This window comes from Amycolatopsis tolypomycina (assembly GCF_900105945.1).
GTDB lineage: Bacteria > Actinomycetota > Actinomycetes > Mycobacteriales > Pseudonocardiaceae > Amycolatopsis > Amycolatopsis tolypomycina.
Genome location: NZ_FNSO01000004.1, coordinates 3,862,593 through 3,880,452, shown reverse-complemented (window position 1 = coordinate 3,880,452; position 17,860 = coordinate 3,862,593). Strand labels below are relative to the sequence as shown.

Annotated in this window: 16 protein-coding genes; 10 read left to right on the top strand and 6 right to left on the bottom strand. The window is 72.0% G+C overall.

Going from position 1 to position 17,860, the window contains the following annotated elements:
• Positions 1-157 precede the first annotated feature (157 nt).
• Positions 158-751, bottom strand: coding sequence for a GTP cyclohydrolase I FolE (gene folE / locus BLW76_RS27625; RefSeq protein ID WP_425266059.1), 594 nt, complete (start codon positions 749-751; stop codon positions 158-160).
• Positions 752-866: 115 nt separating this feature from the next.
• Between folE and BLW76_RS27620 the strand changes: the two genes are divergently transcribed.
• Positions 867-1,523: a helix-turn-helix transcriptional regulator gene (locus tag BLW76_RS27620; protein WP_208613397.1), complete on the top strand. Its 657-nt coding sequence runs from the start codon at positions 867-869 to the stop codon at positions 1,521-1,523.
• A gap of 166 nt (positions 1,524-1,689) precedes the next feature.
• Here the strand turns inward: BLW76_RS27620 and BLW76_RS27615 are convergent, their stop codons facing one another.
• Positions 1,690-2,808 (bottom strand): CU044_5270 family protein, encoded by a 1,119-nt coding sequence (locus BLW76_RS27615; RefSeq protein ID WP_208613396.1) that lies wholly within the window; start codon positions 2,806-2,808, stop codon positions 1,690-1,692.
• Complete coding sequence (locus BLW76_RS27610) at positions 2,805-3,374, bottom strand: RNA polymerase sigma factor (protein ID WP_091312568.1); 570 nt, start codon at positions 3,372-3,374, stop codon at positions 2,805-2,807. The genes BLW76_RS27615 and BLW76_RS27610 overlap by 4 nt, the downstream gene beginning before the upstream one ends.
• A 105-nt stretch (positions 3,375-3,479) precedes the next feature.
• Between BLW76_RS27610 and BLW76_RS27605 the strand changes: the two genes are divergently transcribed.
• From BLW76_RS27605 to BLW76_RS27595, 3 genes are all read left to right on the top strand, one after another.
• Positions 3,480-3,728, top strand: a complete 249-nt coding sequence (locus tag BLW76_RS27605) for a hypothetical protein (protein WP_143060691.1) — start codon at positions 3,480-3,482, stop codon at positions 3,726-3,728.
• Between the two features lie 112 nt (positions 3,729-3,840).
• Positions 3,841-4,884, top strand: a complete 1,044-nt coding sequence (locus tag BLW76_RS27600) for a LacI family DNA-binding transcriptional regulator (protein ID WP_091312563.1) — start codon at positions 3,841-3,843, stop codon at positions 4,882-4,884.
• 534 nt (positions 4,885-5,418) lie between these two features.
• Complete coding sequence (locus BLW76_RS27595; protein WP_244170336.1) at positions 5,419-9,399, top strand: beta-galactosidase; 3,981 nt, start codon at positions 5,419-5,421, stop codon at positions 9,397-9,399.
• On the opposite strand, the gene BLW76_RS27590 is transcribed toward BLW76_RS27595, so the two are convergent.
• Together BLW76_RS27590 and BLW76_RS27585 are read right to left on the bottom strand one after the other, a co-directional pair.
• A complete protein-coding gene (locus tag BLW76_RS27590) occupies positions 9,380-10,084 on the bottom strand; it encodes a DUF6008 family protein (RefSeq protein WP_091312559.1) in 705 nt (234 codons plus the stop codon). The two genes, BLW76_RS27595 and BLW76_RS27590, sit on opposite strands and share 20 nt — an antisense overlap.
• A gap of 108 nt (positions 10,085-10,192) precedes the next feature.
• Positions 10,193-10,810, bottom strand: coding sequence for a LysE family transporter (locus BLW76_RS27585; protein ID WP_167384752.1), 618 nt, complete (start codon positions 10,808-10,810; stop codon positions 10,193-10,195).
• A 217-nt stretch (positions 10,811-11,027) separates the two neighbouring features.
• Here BLW76_RS27585 and BLW76_RS27580 point away from each other — a divergent pair, with 217 nt between their 5' ends.
• Positions 11,028-11,822 carry an SDR family NAD(P)-dependent oxidoreductase gene (locus BLW76_RS27580; protein ID WP_091312554.1) on the top strand — a complete coding sequence of 265 codons (795 nt, stop codon included), beginning with the start codon at positions 11,028-11,030 and terminating at the stop codon, positions 11,820-11,822.
• Here BLW76_RS27580 and BLW76_RS27575 read toward each other — a convergent pair.
• On the bottom strand, positions 11,809-12,849 hold the full coding sequence (locus BLW76_RS27575) for a right-handed parallel beta-helix repeat-containing protein (RefSeq protein WP_143060689.1): 1,041 nt from the start codon (positions 12,847-12,849) through the stop codon (positions 11,809-11,811). The two genes, BLW76_RS27580 and BLW76_RS27575, sit on opposite strands and share 14 nt — an antisense overlap.
• 229 nt (positions 12,850-13,078) lie before the next feature.
• Here BLW76_RS27575 and BLW76_RS27570 point away from each other — a divergent pair, with 229 nt between their 5' ends.
• From BLW76_RS27570 to BLW76_RS27550, 5 genes are all read left to right on the top strand, one after another.
• Positions 13,079-13,333: a hypothetical protein gene (locus tag BLW76_RS27570; protein ID WP_091312551.1), complete on the top strand. Its 255-nt coding sequence runs from the start codon at positions 13,079-13,081 to the stop codon at positions 13,331-13,333.
• A gap of 208 nt (positions 13,334-13,541) precedes the next feature.
• Positions 13,542-14,465 carry a D-alanyl-D-alanine carboxypeptidase family protein gene (locus BLW76_RS27565; RefSeq protein ID WP_091312550.1) on the top strand — a complete coding sequence of 308 codons (924 nt, stop codon included), beginning with the start codon at positions 13,542-13,544 and terminating at the stop codon, positions 14,463-14,465.
• Entirely contained in the window at positions 14,462-15,415 is a 954-nt protein-coding gene (locus BLW76_RS27560; RefSeq protein ID WP_091312545.1) for an endonuclease/exonuclease/phosphatase family protein, read from the top strand. Before BLW76_RS27565 ends, BLW76_RS27560 begins: the two co-directional genes overlap by 4 nt.
• Before the next feature lie 269 nt (positions 15,416-15,684).
• Positions 15,685-16,728 carry a LacI family DNA-binding transcriptional regulator gene (locus BLW76_RS27555; RefSeq protein ID WP_091312542.1) on the top strand — a complete coding sequence of 348 codons (1,044 nt, stop codon included), beginning with the start codon at positions 15,685-15,687 and terminating at the stop codon, positions 16,726-16,728.
• 116 nt (positions 16,729-16,844) lie between these two features.
• Entirely contained in the window at positions 16,845-17,828 is a 984-nt protein-coding gene (locus BLW76_RS27550) for an ABC transporter substrate-binding protein (protein WP_091312539.1), read from the top strand.
• The last annotated feature ends 32 nt before the right edge of the window (positions 17,829-17,860 follow it).

The window sequence follows — 17,860 nt, the reverse complement described above, 5'->3', positions numbered from 1 at the left end:
CAGGTAGTGGACGCCGTCGAGGTCGCTGCCGGGCATCCGCAGCCGCCGCGGCCGGTCAGCGCCTCGATGTCCTGGTCGGCCTCCCACTGCTCGTCGTGGACGAACACCGCCGCGCGCTCGTAGGGCAGGTCGGGCTCGGCGCCGGCGAAGGTGTCCGTCAGCCGCTCACTCCGGACAGGGCGAAGAACTCCTGCCGCGTCTTGGGTTCCTCCCGCAGCAGGCCGTGCAGGGAGGACGTCACGGTCAGCGCGCCGCTCGCCCGGACCCCGCGCAGGGACATGCACAGGTGCTCGGCCTCGATCACGACGCCGACCCCCTTCGGTGCCAGGTGTTCCTGCAGCCAGTCCGCGACCTGCTTGGTCAGCCGCTCCTGCACCTGCAGGTCGCGCGCGAACATCTCGACGACGCGCGCGAGCTTCGACAGCCCGAGGATCCGCTCGCCGGGCAGGTAGCCGACGTGCGCGACGCCGCGGAACGGCAGCAGGTGGTGCTCGCACAGCGACTGCACCGGGATGCTCTTCGCCAGCACGAGCTCGTCGTAGCCCTCGTCGTTGGGGAACGTCGTCAGCTGGAAGTCGCGCGGCCGCAGCATTTCCGCGTAGGCGTGGGCCACCCGCCGCGGGGTGTCGTCCAGGTGCTCCGAGGACGGGTCCTTGCCAAGGGCACGCAGCAGGTCGGCGACCGCGCGCTCCGCCGCGTGCAGGTCGACGGCGTCGCGGTCGGGAACGACACCGAGGTGCCGCAGCGGGATCGGGGCGCTCACGGGTTCGACGGTCACGGACGTGCCTCCTTCTAAAATCAAGTCACACCGAAGTTAGAAGCTCCCCGGGGTTTTCGTCAACAGGTATTTGTTTTAGAATGCGGTGATGCAGGAGACCCAGGCGGGGGCGCTGGCCGCGGTCGCGGCACTCGACGAGCCGACCCGGCGCCGGTTGTACGAGTACGTCGTCCGCCGCGCGGAGCCGGTGAGCCGGGACGACGTCGCCGCGGCGCTCGGCGTGCCGCGCGCGACGGTCGCGTTCCACCTCGACCGCCTGGTGGACGAGCGGCTGCTGGCCGTCGGGCACGAGCGCCGCACGGGCCGCAACGGGCCGGGGGCGGGCCGCCCGGCGAAGCTGTACCGCCGCTCCGACCGTCAGGTGAGCGTGTCGCTGCCCGAGCGCCAGTACGAGCTGGCGGGCCGGCTCCTGGCGGCGGCGGTCGAGGAGGCCGACGCAACCGGCGGCTCGCCGCGGGAAATCCTCACGCGGTGCGCCCGCGAGCACGGCGCCGAGCTGGCGGCCGGCGGCCGGGACCTCGTGGCCACGCTGGAGGACAACGGCTTCGAGCCACGCTCGCAGGACGGCGAGGTCGTGCTGGTGAACTGCCCGTTCCACCGGCTGGCGCAGGCCCACACGCGCCTGGTGTGCGAGATGAACCTCGGGCTGGTCGAGGGCATGCTCACCGGCGTGGGTGAGAAGAAGCTGCGCGCGCGGCTGGACCCGCAGCCGGGCTTCTGCTGCGTACGCCTCGGCCGGGACTGACGCCGGGCAGCAGCGCCCCAATGTGGCGTTGGTTGCTCCATCCATGCCCCCGCCACCACCCTCAACGGAGGCGCTCCGCGCCGCAGTGCCCGTTCAACGCACCCAATGTGGCGTTCGGTGCGTCCAGCGCACCGAACGCCACATTGGGGCGCATGGGCCGGGCGGGCTACTTCGGCGGGACTTCGCCGAGCCGCCCGACCACCGCCGTCGTGATCGCGCTCGCGCCGAGTTCCGTGCCCGGCTTGAGCCACGGCTGCTCGGGTTCCGCGCCGGCGATCGTGCGCTCGCCGAGGAAGGCACCCGTGCCCGGGTCGATGATCAGCTGGCGGATCGCGTGGCGGTCGTCGAGCCCGAGCGCGACGCCGGTGCGGCCGTCCAGGTTCGCCGACGCGGCCAGCACCTTGATGCCCGGGATCTTCGCCAGCGCCCGGTACCACTGCGCCCGCAGCTGCGCCGGCATCTGCCCGGCGCGGAGGATCTCGATGCCGAAGTGGAACATCACCGACGGCGTCGAGCCGCGGCCCTTCGTCAGCTGCTGCAGCTTCGCGTACAGGGCCGCCGGGTCGCGGGGCAGTGCGGCGTAGAACGCCGGGCTGTCCCAGTCGCCCGCGTCCCCGCACTTCTTCGCCGGCTTGGCCTTCGGGAAGAAGTCGCCGCAGCGGCCCTGCCACTGCCCCTGGTCGGTGTTCGTGATCGCCGGCTCGGGTGCCTGCGCCTGCGGCACCGAGCCGCCGAGGAACCGGCCGGTGCTCAGGATCTTGCGCGTCTCCTGCCAGACGTCGTGCTCGTCCGCCGGGATCCAGCGGTCGACCTGCTGCTCCCACAGGTAGGTGTAGCCGGTGCCGTCGCCGGTCTGGACGCCGCGCTGCACCCAGGTGTGCTCGGCGACCAGCCGGAACTGCCCCGGCCCGACGGGCTGGTCGGCCGCGCCGACGGTGACGTCCGCGGCCCGCGTCAGCACCTGGGCCGCCGACATCAGCCGGATGTCCGGGGCGGCCGCCGTCGGCACCGGCGGCGAGGCAGTGGTCCGGACCGGCGGTGCGGCGGCCGGGCCGGGCGCCGGAGCCGTCGGGCGCTGCTGGACGACGACGACCGTCACCGCCACCACGCCCGCCACGGCGGCGGCGACCGGCAGCGCGAACCGGCGCACGCGCTTCGGGCGCAAGGGGATCACGGGTGCGGCGTCGAGCTCGGCCAGCAGCCGGGCGCGGGCCGCGGACAGGTCGGCCGGGGCGGTGCGGACGTCGCGGTGGAGCAGCTCGAGGGTCTCGTCGAGCTCGTTCATGACTGGTTCTCCTCGGTGGGGACGAGCCGGGCCTGGAGCCGGTGGCGCACGCGGTGCAGCCGCGAGCGCACCGTGCTCGCGGGCACGCCGAGCGCCTCGGCGACTTCGGCCGGTTCGAGACCGGCCCAGGACGTGAGCAGCAGGACGTCGCGGTCCTGTTCGGACAGTGCGGCGAGTTCGCCGGCGAGCACGCGCAGCCGCGCCGCCGCGTCGACCCGGCCGGCGACCGTCGTGTCGTGGTTTTCGGCGGGCCGGTCTTCGGCCCCGGCCTTCGCGGTCAGCCGGAAGCCGCGGACCTCCTGGCGCACGTGGTTGCGCAGCAGGTTGGTGGCGATGCCGTAGAGCCAGCCGCGGATCGGCGCCTTCCGCGGGTCGTAGCTCGCCCGTCTTCGCAGCGCGACGACGAAGGTCTCCGCCACGAGGTCGTCGGCGACGTGCACGCCCACCCGGCCCGCGAGGTAGCCGCGCAGGGGAGGGGCGTACTCGTCGAAGAGCCGCGCGAAGATCTCCTTCGGATCTCGCGCGGCGAGGTCGGGCCGGTCCAGCCGTTCGACGATTCTGGTCACGGTACTGGTTGTCGCGGCCCGCCGCCCGCGTCCCCGGACCCTCGTCCGAGTGAGACGCACGCCACATCCGGCGAACAGGGTGCCGGGGTACGGACAACAGCAGGTATGCGCCGACGAATCGCGATGCTGCTGGCCGGGACGTGCGTCGCCGCGGTGGCGGCGGTCCTCGTGCTGGCCGCGCGGCTGCGGCCCCCGGAGCCGGCCGAAGCGGTGCTGTGGCCGCCGGCCCCGCCGTCGTTGACGACGAGCGTGGCCACGACGGCGACCGCGGCACCGCGCGACGACCCGATGTCCCGCTCACCGGGATCGGGCGGAGGGCTCGCCGAGCCCGGTGAGTCACCGTGGCGGCCGTGAAAGCGTTCTCCGTTTTCCCCGGGCGGTCCGGGCCCGGCGCGGGACGTCCGGAAAGCGCCGGTTCGGCGGTACCGTCTCGGGGGTGAGGCGGTACGACGTGGAGGGGGCCAGGGTGGTGGACCGGGCGAAGCCGGGGGAGCAGACGAGGACTTCCCCGCCGGGGCCGCGGCAGCCGAGCCTGGCCGACGTCGCCGGCATGGCCGGTGTCTCGCACATGACGGTTTCGCGCGTGGTCAACGAGAGCGGGCCGGTGCGCCCGGAGACCCGCGAGCGGGTGCTCGCCGCGGTGCAGAAGCTCGGCTACCGGCCCAACACGGCCGCGCGGGCGCTGGTCACCGGCCGGTCGGGCACGCTCGGCGTGGTCGCGCTCGAGTCCAATCTCTACGGACCGGCGAGCACGCTCTACGGCATCGAGAACGCGGCCCGCGAGGCGGGCTACGGTGTCGCGATCTGCAGCGTGACGCGCCCGGGCCGGACGTCGATCGGCGACGCGGTGGAGAGCCTCCGGCGCCAGGCGGTGGAGGGGATCGTGGTGATCGCCCCGCACGTGACGGCCGGCCGCGCGCTCGCGGCCGCCCCGTCGGACATCCCCCTGGTGGCGGTCGGCGGCGGCGAGGCGGCGCCGGTCCCGGTGATTTCGGTCGACCAGTACGACGGCGCCCGCCTGGCCACCGAGCACCTGCTGTCCCGCGGTCACCGGACGGTCTGGCACCTGGCAGGCCCGGAGGACTGGCTGGAGGCCCGCGACCGCGAGCGCGGCTGGCGCGAGACCCTGGAGAGCCACGGCGCCCGCGTCCCGGCGGTGGTCCGCGGCGACTGGAGCCCGCGGTCGGGGTACGAGGCCGGGCGCGCGCTGGTGGGCAAGCGGGGGCTCAAGGCGGTGTTTTCGGCCAATGACCAGATGGCGCTGGGGTTGTTGCGGGCGTTCACCGAGGCCGGGATCCGGGTGCCGGAGGATGTGCACGTTGCGGGGTTCGACGATGTGCCGGAGGCGGAGTTCTTCACGCCGCCGTTGACGACGGTGCGGCAGGATTTCATCGAGGTTGGGCGGCGGACGTTCGGGTTGCTCGAGGAGCGGATGGCCGGTGGTGATGCGGGGGCTCGGCATTTGGTGGCTGCTGAGTTGGTGGTTCGGGAGAGTACTGGGCCGCACTGATCCCGGTGGGGTTTTCTGCTCCTGCCGGGTTTCCGCCACCCCGATCGCCGATTGTGACTACGGCCGGCGGCACCGCGTCAAGGCGGGAAAGCGTGCCTTGACCCGGCGCCGCCGGCCGTGTTTCGGCTTCGGATCGGGGTTGCGGGGGGTCTGGGCGTCGTCTGTTGCGGTGGGGAGGCTGCCGGGCTTCCTTTGGCTTGCGGTGGGTTGGCTGCCGGGCCCTCCGCCGCCGCCGCCGCCTCCTCCTCCTCCTCCTCCTCCAGTTTGGCGGGTTTGCCTCGTCAAATCCCTTTCGCCCCACTGCTGTTAACGCTAACAATCCCTCCGCACTGATCCATCTTGGTGTTGTATCTTGACCGCTTCTGTGTGGTCGGCAAAGGTTCGTGTTCGATTGTGGTCCCCGCCGCTCAGGAGGCCCGGATGCGCTCCGCTCGCCGTTGCCGGATGCTGCTCGCCGTTCTGCTTTCCGCCCTGCTTGCCTTTGCCGGTGTTGCCGCCCCGGGGGCGCACGCCGCGCCAGGGAGGCCGGGGGCCTTGCACTCCGTCACCTACGATGGGTACTCCTTCCTCGTCGATGGGAAGCGCATCTACCTGTGGTCCGGTGAGTTCCACTCCTACCGCCTGCCCAGTCCCGATCTCTGGCTCGACGTCTTCCAGAAGATGAAGGCCGCCGGCTTCAACGCGACCTCGCTCTACTTCGACTGGGGTTACCACTCGCCGAAACAGGGCGTCTACGACTTCACCGGCGTTCGGGACCTCGACCGGCTCCTCGACATGGCTCAGCAGGCCGGCCTCTACGTCATCGCGCGGCCCGGGCCCTACATCAACGCCGAGGTCGACGGGGGTGGGTTCCCGACCTGGCTGTCCACCACTCCCGGGCACACCCGCAGTGCCGATCCCGTCTACCTCGAGTACTCCGACGAGTGGCAGACGCAGATCGACCGCATCATCGCCCGGCACCAGCTCACCAACGGCACCGGGAGCGTGCTCGCCTACCAGGTCGAAAACGAGTACTACAACGGCAACGCCGACGGCCGCGCCTACATGAAGCACCTCGAGGGCAAGGCTCGCGCCGACGGCATCACCGTTCCGCTCGTCGGCAACAACAACGGCACCTTCAACGCCGGGGATGCCGCCCTCGACGTCGATGCCGCCGACTCCTACCCGCAGGGTTTCGACTGCTCGAACCCCGCCAAATGGAACGGCGTGCCGGACATCAGCTACGACCACGTGCCCGGCAAGCCGCTCATCACCGCCGAGTTCCAGGGGGGTGCCTTCGACCCGTGGGGCGGCCCTGGCTACGAAAAGTGCGCGCAGCTCATCAACGACCAGTTCGCGAACGTCTTCTACAAGCAGAACATCGCCGTCGGCGCCACCGTGCAGAGCTTCTACATGCTGCACGGCGGCACCTCCTGGGGCTGGAGCGCGATCCCGCAGAACTACACCTCCTACGACTACGGCGCCGCCATCACCGAAGGCCGCCAGTTCGACCCGAAGTACGCCGAAGACAAGCTGATCGGCTACTTCACCCAGTCCGTCGCGCCGCTGACCAAGACCGACGGGCTCGCCGGTGCGCCGCTGACCGATCCGGCGCTCACCGACACCGCGCGGATCAACCCCGACACCCGCACGCAGTTCCACACCCTGCGCCACAGCGACTCGACGTCCACCGCCACGAACACCACCAGCGTCGCGCTCGACCTCGCCGCGCACGCCGGCTACACCTACGACGACCGCGCCACCGAGGTCGCCTACACCGGCACCTGGAGCCACGTCGGGCCCGAGGTCAACTACACCGGCGGCGACTACCAGCACACCGAGTCCTTCTCCAACGTCGACGGCGACAGCGTCAGCATTCCCTTCACCGGCAGCGGGATCCGCTGGGTGACGTCGAAGGACCCGAGTCACGGCATCGCCGACGTCTACCTGGACGACGCCAAAGTCTCTTCCGTCGACCTCTACGCCGCGGGCAAGCAGAACCAGATCACCGGTTACGAGGTGCGTGACCTGCCTGCCGGGCCGCACACGCTGAAGATCGTCGTCACCGGGCAGAAGAACGCGAAGGCGAACGGCGCTTTCGTCGTGGTGGACGCCGTCGATCTGCTGTCCGGGAGCACCGATTACTACCCGGTCGTGCCGCAGCAGCCCGGCACCGGCATCACGTTGAACGGCCGCCAGTCGAAGATCCTCGTCGCCGGCTATGACCTCGGTGCCGCGCGGATGCAGTACTCGACGTCGGAGATCATGACGACCGCTGCCATCGGCGGCCGGGACGTCGCCGTGCTCTACGGTGACAAGGGCGGGCCCGGCGAGACCGTGCTGCGGTTCGCGAAGCAGCCGTCCGTGCAGGTCCTCGGCGGCGCCGCCACGTCCACTTGGGACGCCGCCCGCGGCGACCTGCGGCTCAACTACACCCACGACGGCCTGGCCCGCGTGCTCGTCACCGCGCCCGGTGCGCGCCCGCTGCTCCTGCTGCTCGCCGACAAGGCGACGGCGGCGACCTTCTGGCGCCAGGACACCGCGGCCGGTCCGGTGCTGGTCCGCGGTACCCACCTGGTGCGGACCGCGGCCGAGCAGTACGGCGTGCTGGCGCTGACCGGCGACACCGGCACCGACGGCGCCTTCGAGGTCTTCAGCACGGCGAAAACGCTGCTGTGGAACGGGTCCTGGGTGCCTGCGAAGCCGACGTCGAGCGGCAGCCTGACCGGAACCGCCCCGACCGCGAAGGCCGTCACGCTGCCCGCCCTGACCGGCTGGAAGCACCAGCAGGAGTCTCCGGAGAGCCAGCCGGGCTTCGACGACTCGGCGTGGCCCGTCGCGGACAAGGAGACCACCAACAGCTCGACCGCGCTCGGCACGAAACCCGTCCTCTTCGCCGACGACTACGGCTTCCACACCGGCAACACCTGGTACCGCGGCCACTTCACCGGCGACGGGAAGCAGACCGGGATCACCCTTTCCAGCCAGAGCGGCGGCCCGGCCGGGGCGTTCTCGGCGTGGCTCAACGGCGTCTTCCTCGGCAGCTCCACCAGCCCGCAGCACACCTTCCCCTTCCCGGCGGGTGCCCTCAAGCCCGGCGACAACGAGCTCTCCGTGCTGACCGTGAACATGGGCCACGAAGAGGACTACGGCGCCAGCAACGGCAACAAGGCCGCGCGCGGGCTCACCGCCGCGCGGCTGACCGGCACCCCGCTGACGTCGGTGACCTGGCAGCTGCAGGGCGTCCGCGGCGGCGAAACCGGTCTGGACCAGGTGCGCGGGCCGCTCAACACCGGCGGGCTCTACGGCGAGCGCGCGGGCTGGTCGCTGCCCGGCTTCCCGGACCGCGGCTGGGCATCGGCCTCGCTCCCGGTGAAGGACACGACGCCGGGCGTGTCGTGGTACCGGACCACCGCGGACCTCGACCTGCCGCGCGGTCAGGACACCTCGCTCGGCCTGACGATCACCGACGACCCGGCGCGGCAGTACCGGGCGCTGATCTTCGTCAACGGCTGGCAGCTCGGCCAGTACGTCAACTACCTCGGGCCGCAGCACAGCTTCCCGATCCCGAACGGCGTCCTGAACCCGAACGGCCGCAACACGATCGCCGTCGCGGTGTGGAACCTCGACGGCAGCACCGGCGGCCTCGGCACGATCGCCTGGACGAACTACGGCAGCTACCGCTCGCCGCTGACCGTCCGGCCGAACGCGTCGCCCGGCTACGACCCCGTGCGGTACGCCATGCCGCCGGCACCGACGGCCGGGGTGTCCCTGACCGCGCCGGACACCGCGTCGGGCGGCCAGGCGTTCACCGCGTCGGCGACCGTGCGGGTCCCGGCGGGCGCGCCGCCGGCGTTCGACGTCAAGCCGGCGCTCACCGCGCCGGCCGGGTGGACGGTCGGCGCCGCGGCACCGCCTTCGGTCGCGCGGATCGACGGCGGCAAGTCGGCGACGTTCACCTGGACCGTCACGCCACCCTCCACTGTGGACACCGCCGCGCTGAAGGTCGCGGTCGCCTACCGGCAGGCGGGCCGCCCGGGGTCGGTGACCGGGGAACGGATCGTGGGGGCCGTTCCCCCGGCACCGCCCGCGGGGCAGGCGGCCGTCAGCTCGCTGCCGTTCCTCACCGCCACGAACGGCTGGGGCCCGGTCGAACGCGACACCAGCAACGGCGAAGCGAGCGCGGGCGACGGCAAGCCGATGACCATCGGCGGGGTGGCCTACGCCAAGGGCCTCGGCGTGCACGCGGCGAGCGACGTCCAGCTCTACCTGGCGGGCACGTGCACCCGGCTGACGGCCGCGGTGGGCGTCGACGGCGAGACCGGGACCGGCGGCAGCGTGACCTTCAGCGTCGCGGTCGACGGCGTCACGCGGGTGACGACGCCGGTGGTCCGCGGCGGCCAGGCGGCGGTCCCGGTCGACGTCGACGTCACCGGCGCCCAGGTGCTCGACCTGATCGTGGGCGACGGCAACGGCCAGGACCACGCCGACTGGGCGGTGCCGACGCTGACCTGCCTCACGCCGCCCGCCGGGTGACCGCGGGCAGCGGCCGGAGCAGGAAACCGGCGCGGATCTCCCGGCGTTCGCGCCACAGGTGGTACAGCGCGAGCCCGAAGACGACCGAGCCGAGGACGTTCGCGGTGAAGTGCCACCAGACGCGGTAGGTGGTCAGCCCCGGGCCCGGGTCCACGAGCCCGAAGAACGTGGACAGCCCGATCGCCCGGGGCGCGCCGAACGCGATCGACAGTGTCAGGACCAGGTGCTCCAGCCCGTGCAGGCCTTGCATCCAGACGCCCATCTTCGCCCAGCGGCGGGTGCGGGTGCCGGTGGCCCGGCGGGTGATCACCATGACGCCCGCCAGACCGGCCAGGAAGAGGAAGTTGCCGGTCAGGTGCAGCAGTTCCATGCCGAACGTCGGCCGGCCGGGCAGGACCAGCTGCAGGCCGTTCGCCAGGCCGGTGCCCCACGGCGTCATCCAGGCGGGGGAGTTCGGGTGGCCGAGCCAGTACCCGACCTGGGCGACGTGCTCCTGGACGTGCCCGAGCTGGCCGAGCACGCCGAAGCCGATCACCCCCAGCGCCCCGCGGTACACCCAGGGCCGCACCGGCCCGCGGTCGGCGTACGCGAGCACGCCGACCGCGGTCCACATGGCCAGCGCCCAGAGCACCAGCAGCACCGCGCCCGCGGTGTCCCACCCCGACATCGACATCGGCATCGCCATGGCCGCCTCCTTCGTCCCCTCGGACGCTAGCCCGGAACCGGGCGGCCGGACGTCTTCCGGCGTGCGCCCGGGAACCGGACAAACCGTTACAGGGCAACGGTTTCCGCCTCAGGGGAGGACAAGCCGGACGGCGAGTGCGGTGATCACGGCGCTCGACACCAGCGCTGTCACGAGCCGGCCGCGGCGCCCGGTGAGGACCCGGCCGAGCAGGGCCCCGCCGCCGGCGAGCGCCGCTTGCCAGCTCGCCGAGGCGGCGAACGCGGCCAGCACGAACACCGCCTGGTCGAGCACCGTGACCTCCGCGCCGGCGCGGTCGCCGACCACCAAAGCGGTGAAGTACACGACCGTGGCCGGGTTGACGAGCGTGATGCCGAGCAGGCTGACGTAGGCGCGGCCGGGGGCGAGCGGCGTCACCGGGCGGGTGGCCGGCGCCCGGTGCGAGCGCACCGCACGCACGGCACCGTGGGTGGCGAGCACGATCAGGACGGCCGCCGAGAGCCAGCGCAGTGGTGTGGCGAACGGGGCGATGACGCCCGCGATCGCGGCGCCGCCGAGCACGGCGACCAGCGCGTACACGCCGTCGGCCGTTGCCACGCCCATGGCCGCGGACAGGCCGGTTCGCAGCGACGTGCGGGCGGACAGGGCCACCAGGTACGTCCCGACGGCGCCGACCGGGATCGCGATGCCGTAGCCCGCGACCAGGCCGGCGAGCAGCGCGGCGCTCACGGCGCGGAGACGATCGACCCCCACCGGCGGCACGGCTGCTGCTGGACCGGCGCGGTGGTCGCGGCGACGGTCGGCAGGAGCGGGGTTCGATACGTGGTCATGCGCAGATCGTGGCGCCCTCGTGCGGGGGAGGCAACCGGGTTTTCCAGCCGGTGGGCTCCGGCGAGCTGTGCTTGAATCGCCCGGGGAGGCACGCGAGCGAGAGAGGGTTTTCACGATGCGGGTCGACCTGAGCGGCAAGACGGCACTGGTCACCGGCTCCACCCAGGGCATCGGTGCGGCGATCGCGACGGGCCTCGCGGCGGCGGGCGCGCGGGTCGCGATCAACGGCCGGAGCGAAACCGGCGTCCACAAGGCCATCGCGCGGCTGCGCGAGGAGGTGCCGGACGCGGACTTCCTGCCGGCCCCGGGCGACGTGTCCGAGGAGGCCGGCGCGGCCCAGGTGGTCGAAGAGGTGCCGGACGCCGACATCCTGGTCAACAACCTCGGCATCTTCGGCGCCCAGGAGCCACTGGACATCACCGACGCCGACTGGCGGCACTACTTCGAGGTCAACGTCCTGGCCGCGGTGCGGCTCACCCGCGCGTACCTGCCCGGCATGACCGACCGCGGCTGGGGGCGGATCCAGTACATCGCCAGCGATTCCGCGATCGTCATCCCGGCCGAGATGATCCACTATGGAGTGTCGAAGACGGCGTTGCTCGGCGTGTCCCGCGGTTTCGCCAAGCACGCCGCCGGGACCGGCGTCACCGTCAACGCGGTGATCGCCGGCCCCACGCACACCGGCGGCGTCGAGGACTTCGTCTACGAGCTCGTCGACAAGGACCTGCCGTGGGAAGAGGCCCAGCGCGAGTTCATGAAGCGCCACCGCCCGCAGTCCCTGCTGCAGCGGCTGATCGAACCCGAGGAGATCGCCCACCTGGTGGTGTACCTGAGCTCGCCGTTCGCGTCGGCGACCACGGGCGCGGCGGTGCGGGTGGACGGCGGGTACGTCGACGCTATCCTGCCGTGACGGGGATGTTGGTCAGCCCCGACCGGGCGTTTGTGACGGTGTTCGAGGCGTGGACGACATTCGGGTTCGCCGCGCACTTCGAGACCGAGCTGATCTTGATCGCGTAGGCGCCCACGCCGCCGAGGTCGGACTTGTTGGCGCGCCAGACGTTCCCGCAGCCGTTGGCGAACGCCGGGCTCGTGCTCGGGTTGTGGGTCTCGTAGCCGTTGGCGAACGTGCCGGGCGGGGCGAACGTGCCCGTGTTGCCTTCGATCGTGTAGCCGGTGCCCTTGACGTCGATCCAGGAGTCCGCCGAGTTCTGGCCGGTGACCCCGCGGCCGTCGAAGGTGTTGCCGCGGATGACACCGCCCGCCGTGCCTTCCTTGACGTCGATGGGTTCGGCGGCGATGAACGGGCCGATGTGGTTGTCCAGCACCTGGATCCGGTCACCGCGGTCGGCGCCGCCGGAGTTGCCGTGGCAGCCCCAGTTCGAGCCGGCCGAGCCGAGGTAGACGCCTTCGCCGTAGCCCGGCTGCACGAGGCCGGTGTAGCTGATCGTGGAGTTCTTCAGCACGCTGTCGGCCGAGGAACGGCGGAAGTGCACGGCTTCCTCGTCGACGTGGTGCACGGTGACACCGTCGATGGTGGTGTGCGGTGAGTTGTCCGCGACGATGCCCTTTTTGGACTCCTGCACGGTGAACCCCCGCAGGGTCCAGGAGGGCGCGTTCGCGAGCCACAGGCCGTAGCCGGAGTCCCAGCCTGCGGTCGGTGCCGGGCAGGCCGGGGCGGCGCCGGCGGGGCCGTCGTTGATCAGGACGGCGTCCGCCGGGCCGGACAGGGTGACCGGGCCGGGTTTCGTGGTGACGAAGGAGCCGCGGTAGGTGCCGGGCGCGAGCCGGATGGTCTGGCCAGGGACGGCGCCGGCGAGCGCGGCCCGGAGCTGGGCGGCGGTGGTGACGTCGACGACGTCGGCTCGGGCGGGCGCGGCGACCGCGAGCGTGGCGGAAATGACGGTGACGCCGAGGAAAACGGCGGAGCGAGGGGACACCGATGGCCTCCGGAAAGCGGACTGCGGAGGTGTTGCGGCGGACACCCGGACGTTTCCTTTATAGGTCACCGGCCCGCCGTTGGTCAACAGGATGAACAATGGTCATGTATGTGAACGGCGGGGCGGCGTAACACTTTCCGGTGACGTCGAGCTGAAGGCACGCCGGCCGGGGAATTCTCCCGGTGAACCCCTTGACACACAGGGGAAAGCTCGGCGGAAGGAGAGCACGATGAACACCCGGATCGCTTCCTGGGCCACGGCCGCTGCACTCACGGTTTCCGCGGTCGTCGCCGCGGCCACGCCGGCGTCGGCGGACATGGTGCCCGGCAGCAAGACGCAGTTCTACGCCTATTGTTCGGTCGACCTCTTCGGCGTGCCGATCGCCTGCGCGCAGACGGACGAGACGCACGCGTCGCACGTCTGCCAGTACGTCGCCACGACGCTCGGCCTGGGCCTCGACTGCATCCAGCGCTCCGCGAAGTGACCCCCGCGCGGGCCCCGGCACCCCGGCCGGCGTGGGCCGAAGGGCACCTCCCTCGCAGCTGACGAGCGGAAGGTGCCCTTCGCCGCGCCGGGCGCTGGTACAGGATCGGGACATTCCTGGTGCACACCTGTCGAACAGCCCCGACGATCCGGCGATCTTCTCCCGACACAGTGATCGGTGACCACATCCCGGCACTCGGAGGAGACCGATGGCCCGCACCCGCATCCCGCCCCTTGCCGCCGGTATCGCCGCCGGCTTGGCCGTGGTGGTCGCCGCGGCCTGGTGGGTCGTCCTGCCGCCCGAAACCGCCGGGCGGGCGCTGGCCACCCGGCCGGTCGTCGACCTTCCGCTGCCGTGGCCCGCCGAAGGACAGGCCAGCGTCGAAGTGCAGAACCTGGGCTCGCTCGGCAGCCGCGGTGAGCAGCGGCCGGTGCCCATCGCCAGCGTCACCAAGGTCATGACCGCCTACGTCGTCCTCAAGGACCACCCGCTCGGCGCGGACGAGGCCGGTCCCGAGATCACCGTCGACGAGCAGGCCGAGGCCGAGTCGACGTCGGCCGAGGAATCGAGCGCGCCCGTGCGGGCGGGGCGGCGGTTCAGCGAACGCGACCTGCTCGCCCTGATGCTCATCCCGTCCGGCAACAACGTCGCGCGGCTGCTCGCCCGCTGGGACGCCGGCAGCCAGGACGCCTTCGTCGCGAAGATGAACCGGGAGGCCGCCGCCCTCGGCATGACCAGCACCACCTACACCGGTGCCAGCGGGGTCGAAGACTCGACCACCAGCACCGCCACCGACCAGCTGCGGCTGGCCCGCGAAGCAATGAAGCACCCCGTCATCCGGGCCATCGTCGCCACGCCCAGCCTGCGGATCGACGGCGTGCCGGGCACGGTCGCCAACACCAACACCCTGCTCGGCCGGGACGGCGTCATCGGGCTGAAGACCGGCTCGTCCACCGCCGCCGGGGGCGCCCTGATGTGGGCCGCCCGTGCGGGCAACGGCGCGCTGATCCTCGGTGTCGTCCTCCAGCAGCGGCCGGGCGGCACGCCGTCGGCGGGGCTGCGGGCCGTGCTCGAGACCAGCGCCACCCTCATCGCCGCCATCCAGCGGGAACTGCCGGCGGCCGTCCGATGACCGTGACCGCCGAGCGGCCCGCGCCGACCCGGCAGACGTGGCGCCGCGGCCGGGTCGTCGCCGCGTTCGCCGTCCTGACCGCGCTGCTGCTGCTCGCGCACCCGCTGGTGCCGAACTGGGCGGGCAACGCCGGCAGCCTGCTGGAGACGTTCCTGCCCTGGACCGGCCTGCTCGTGCTGCCGCTGCTGGTCGCGGCCCTGGTCCGCCGGTCGGCGCTCGCCCTTCTCGCCCTCCTGTTGCCGGCGCTGGTCTGGGGCGGGTTCTTCGGCACCCGGCTCTTCGACAAGCGCGAACCCGGCGGCGACCTCACGATCGTCTCGCACAACGTCAACGACGAGAACCCGGACCCGGCCGGCACCGCGCGGGCGCTGGCCGCCGCGGGCGCCCAGGTGATCGCCCTCGAAGAGCTGAAGAAGTCCGAGGTGCCGAAGTACGAGGACGCGCTCGCCGCGGCCTATCCCCACCACTCCGTCCAGGGCACCGTCGGGATCTGGAGCACCTACCCGCTGCGTGCCACGCGGCCGGTGGCGATCATGCCGTGGACCCGGGCCCTGCAGACCACAGTGGACACTCCGAAGGGCCCGGTGGCGGTCTTCGTGGCGCACCTGCCCTCCGTGCGCGTGCGCCTCGACGCGGGGTTCACCGCGAACGGCCGCGACGCCGCGATGGACCTGCTCGCCGACGCCGTCGCCGCGGAAGCCGCACCCCGGACCGTGCTCGTCGGCGACTTCAACGGCACCGCCGACGACCGCGCGCTCGCGCCCGTCACCGCGCGCCTGCAGGCGGCGCAGGAGGAAGCCGGCGACGGGTTCGGCTTCACCTGGCCGGCCGCCCTGCCGCTGGCCCGGATCGACCAGATCTTCGTCGGCGGCGTGCGGCCGGTGGCCGCCTGGACCCTGCCCGCGACCGGCAGCGACCACCTGCCCGTCGCCGCCACCGTGGCCTTCTGAAACCGGTCGCGGACCGGTGTGGTAAACGCCCCGCCGACGGGGCGAACATGCCGTTGAACACCGGGCCGCGCTGACGGGCGGTGAATTTCAAACGACGCTCCGCGCAGGTCGCGCCGTCGAATTCGTCGTCGCGACGGTGTGAAGGCCATGTGACTAGACCGTTACGCGACCCGGGGTTGACCCCGTGGGTGTTATCGCTAACACTAACTCCTCGTCGTCACCGGAACAGGTGACGCAGACCATGTCGGAGCGGACGGAAGGGGACACCGGTGGCCGAACGACCCCGCTCCGGCGGACCCCTGAAGGCGACCTCCGCCGGGACGCGGCAGCCGAGCCTGACCGACGTCGCGGGCGTGGCCGGGGTGTCCCACATGACCGTGTCCCGGGTGATCAACGGGACCGGCCCGGTGCGTCCCGAGACCCGTGCGCGGGTGCTCGCGGCGATCGAGGAGCTGGGCTACCGGCCCAATTCCGCGGCCCGCGCGCTGGTCACCGGGCGGACCGGCACGCTCGGCGTCGTCGCGCTCGAGTCCAATCTGTACGGTCCGGCCAGCACGCTCTACGGCATCGAGAACGCCGCCCGGGAAGCCGGGTACGCGATCACGATCTCCAGCGTCAGCAGGCCGGGCCGGTCGTCGATCGCCGACGCGGTGGAGAACCTGCGCCGCCAGGCGGTCGAGGGCGTCATCGTGATCGCCCCGCACGTCAGCGCGGGCCGGGCCCTGGAAGCCGCGCCCGCGGACTTCCCGGTCGTCGCCGTCGGCGGCGGGGAGGCGGCACCGGTGCCGGTCATCTCCGTCGACCAGCGCGACGGCGCCCGCCGGGCCACCGAACACCTCCTGGCGCTGGGCCACCGCACGGTGTGGCACATCGCCGGGCCGGAGGACTGGCTGGAGGCCCGCGACCGCGAGCTCGGCTGGCGGGAAACCCTGGAACGCCACGGCGTCGGGGCCCCGCAGGTGATCCGCGGCGACTGGAGCTCCCGGTCGGGCTACGAGGCGGGGCGATCCCTCGCCAAGGAAAAGGATCTGGACGCCGTCTTCGCCGGCAACGACCAGATGGCACTGGGCCTGCTGCGCGCGTTCGCCGAAGCGGGCATCTCGGTGCCGCGGGACGTGCGCGTGGCGGGCTTCGACGACGTCCCCGAGGCGGCGTACTTCACGCCGCCGCTCACGACGGTGCGCCAGGACTTCATCGAAGTCGGACGGCGTACGTTCGGCCTGCTGGCCGGGCGGATGGACGGAGGCGACCGGCACGCGCGCGCCCTGGTCGTCCCCGAGTTGATCGTGCGCGAGAGCACCGGACCGCGCTAGCGCCGCGGCCGGCGGGACCGGTGGTTCCCGAGGGATTGTTAGCGCTACCACGCAACTGTCAGTTTTCACCCGAAGTCCCCACACAGGTTTTCCCACTGATCATCGTCGATCGAGGAGTGAACGTGCTGAAGAAGCGATGGGCCGCCGCGGCGGCCGCGGCGGCCGGACTCGTGCTGCTCACCGCCTGCGGGAGTGGCGGTTCGTCCGGCGGCTCGGCCGGCGGCGCCGTCACGCTCGGCTTCGCCCAGGTGGGCGCCGAGAGCGGCTGGCGGACGGCGAACACCAAGTCGATCCAGGAGTCGGCCAAGTCCGCCGGGATCGAGCTGAAGTTCTCCGACGCGCAGCAGAAGCAGGAGAACCAGATCTCCGCGATCCGCTCGTACATCCAGCAGAAGGTCAAGGTCATCGCCTTCTCGCCGGTCGTCGAGTCCGGCTGGGACACCGTCCTCAAGGAAGCCAAGAACGCCAACATCCCGGTCATCCTCACCGACCGCGCGATCGACTCGCCGGACAAGTCGCTCTACAAGACCTTCCTCGGCTCCGACTTCGTCGCCGAGGGCAAGAAGGCGGGGGAGTGGCTGACCAAGGAGTTCGGCAGCGCCACCGGCCAGGTGAACATCGTCGAGTTGCAGGGCACCACCGGCTCGGCCCCGGCGAACGACCGCAAGAAGGGCTTCGCGGACGTCATCGCGGCCGACCCGAAGTACAAGATCGTCGCCTCGCAGACCGGTGAGTTCACCCGCGCCAAGGGCAAGGAGGTCATGGAGGCCTTCCTGAAGTCCCAGCCCAAGATCGACGTGCTCTACGCCCACAACGACGACATGGCCCTCGGTGCCATCGAGGCCATCGAAGCCGCCGGCAAGGTCCCGGGCAAGGACATCAAGATCGTCTCCGTGGACGCGGTCAAGGACGGCATGCAGGCGCTCGCCGACGGCAAGATCAACCACATCGTCGAGTGCAACCCGCTGCTCGGCCCGCAGCTGATGGACCTGGTCAAGAAGGTCGCCGCCGGCGAGCAGGTGCCCGCCCGCATCGAGACCAAGGAGACCGAGTTCGACCAGGCCGCGGCCAAGGCCGCCCTGCCGTCGCGCCAGTACTGATCCTCGCCCGCAGGTCGTGAGTGGTAAGGCGG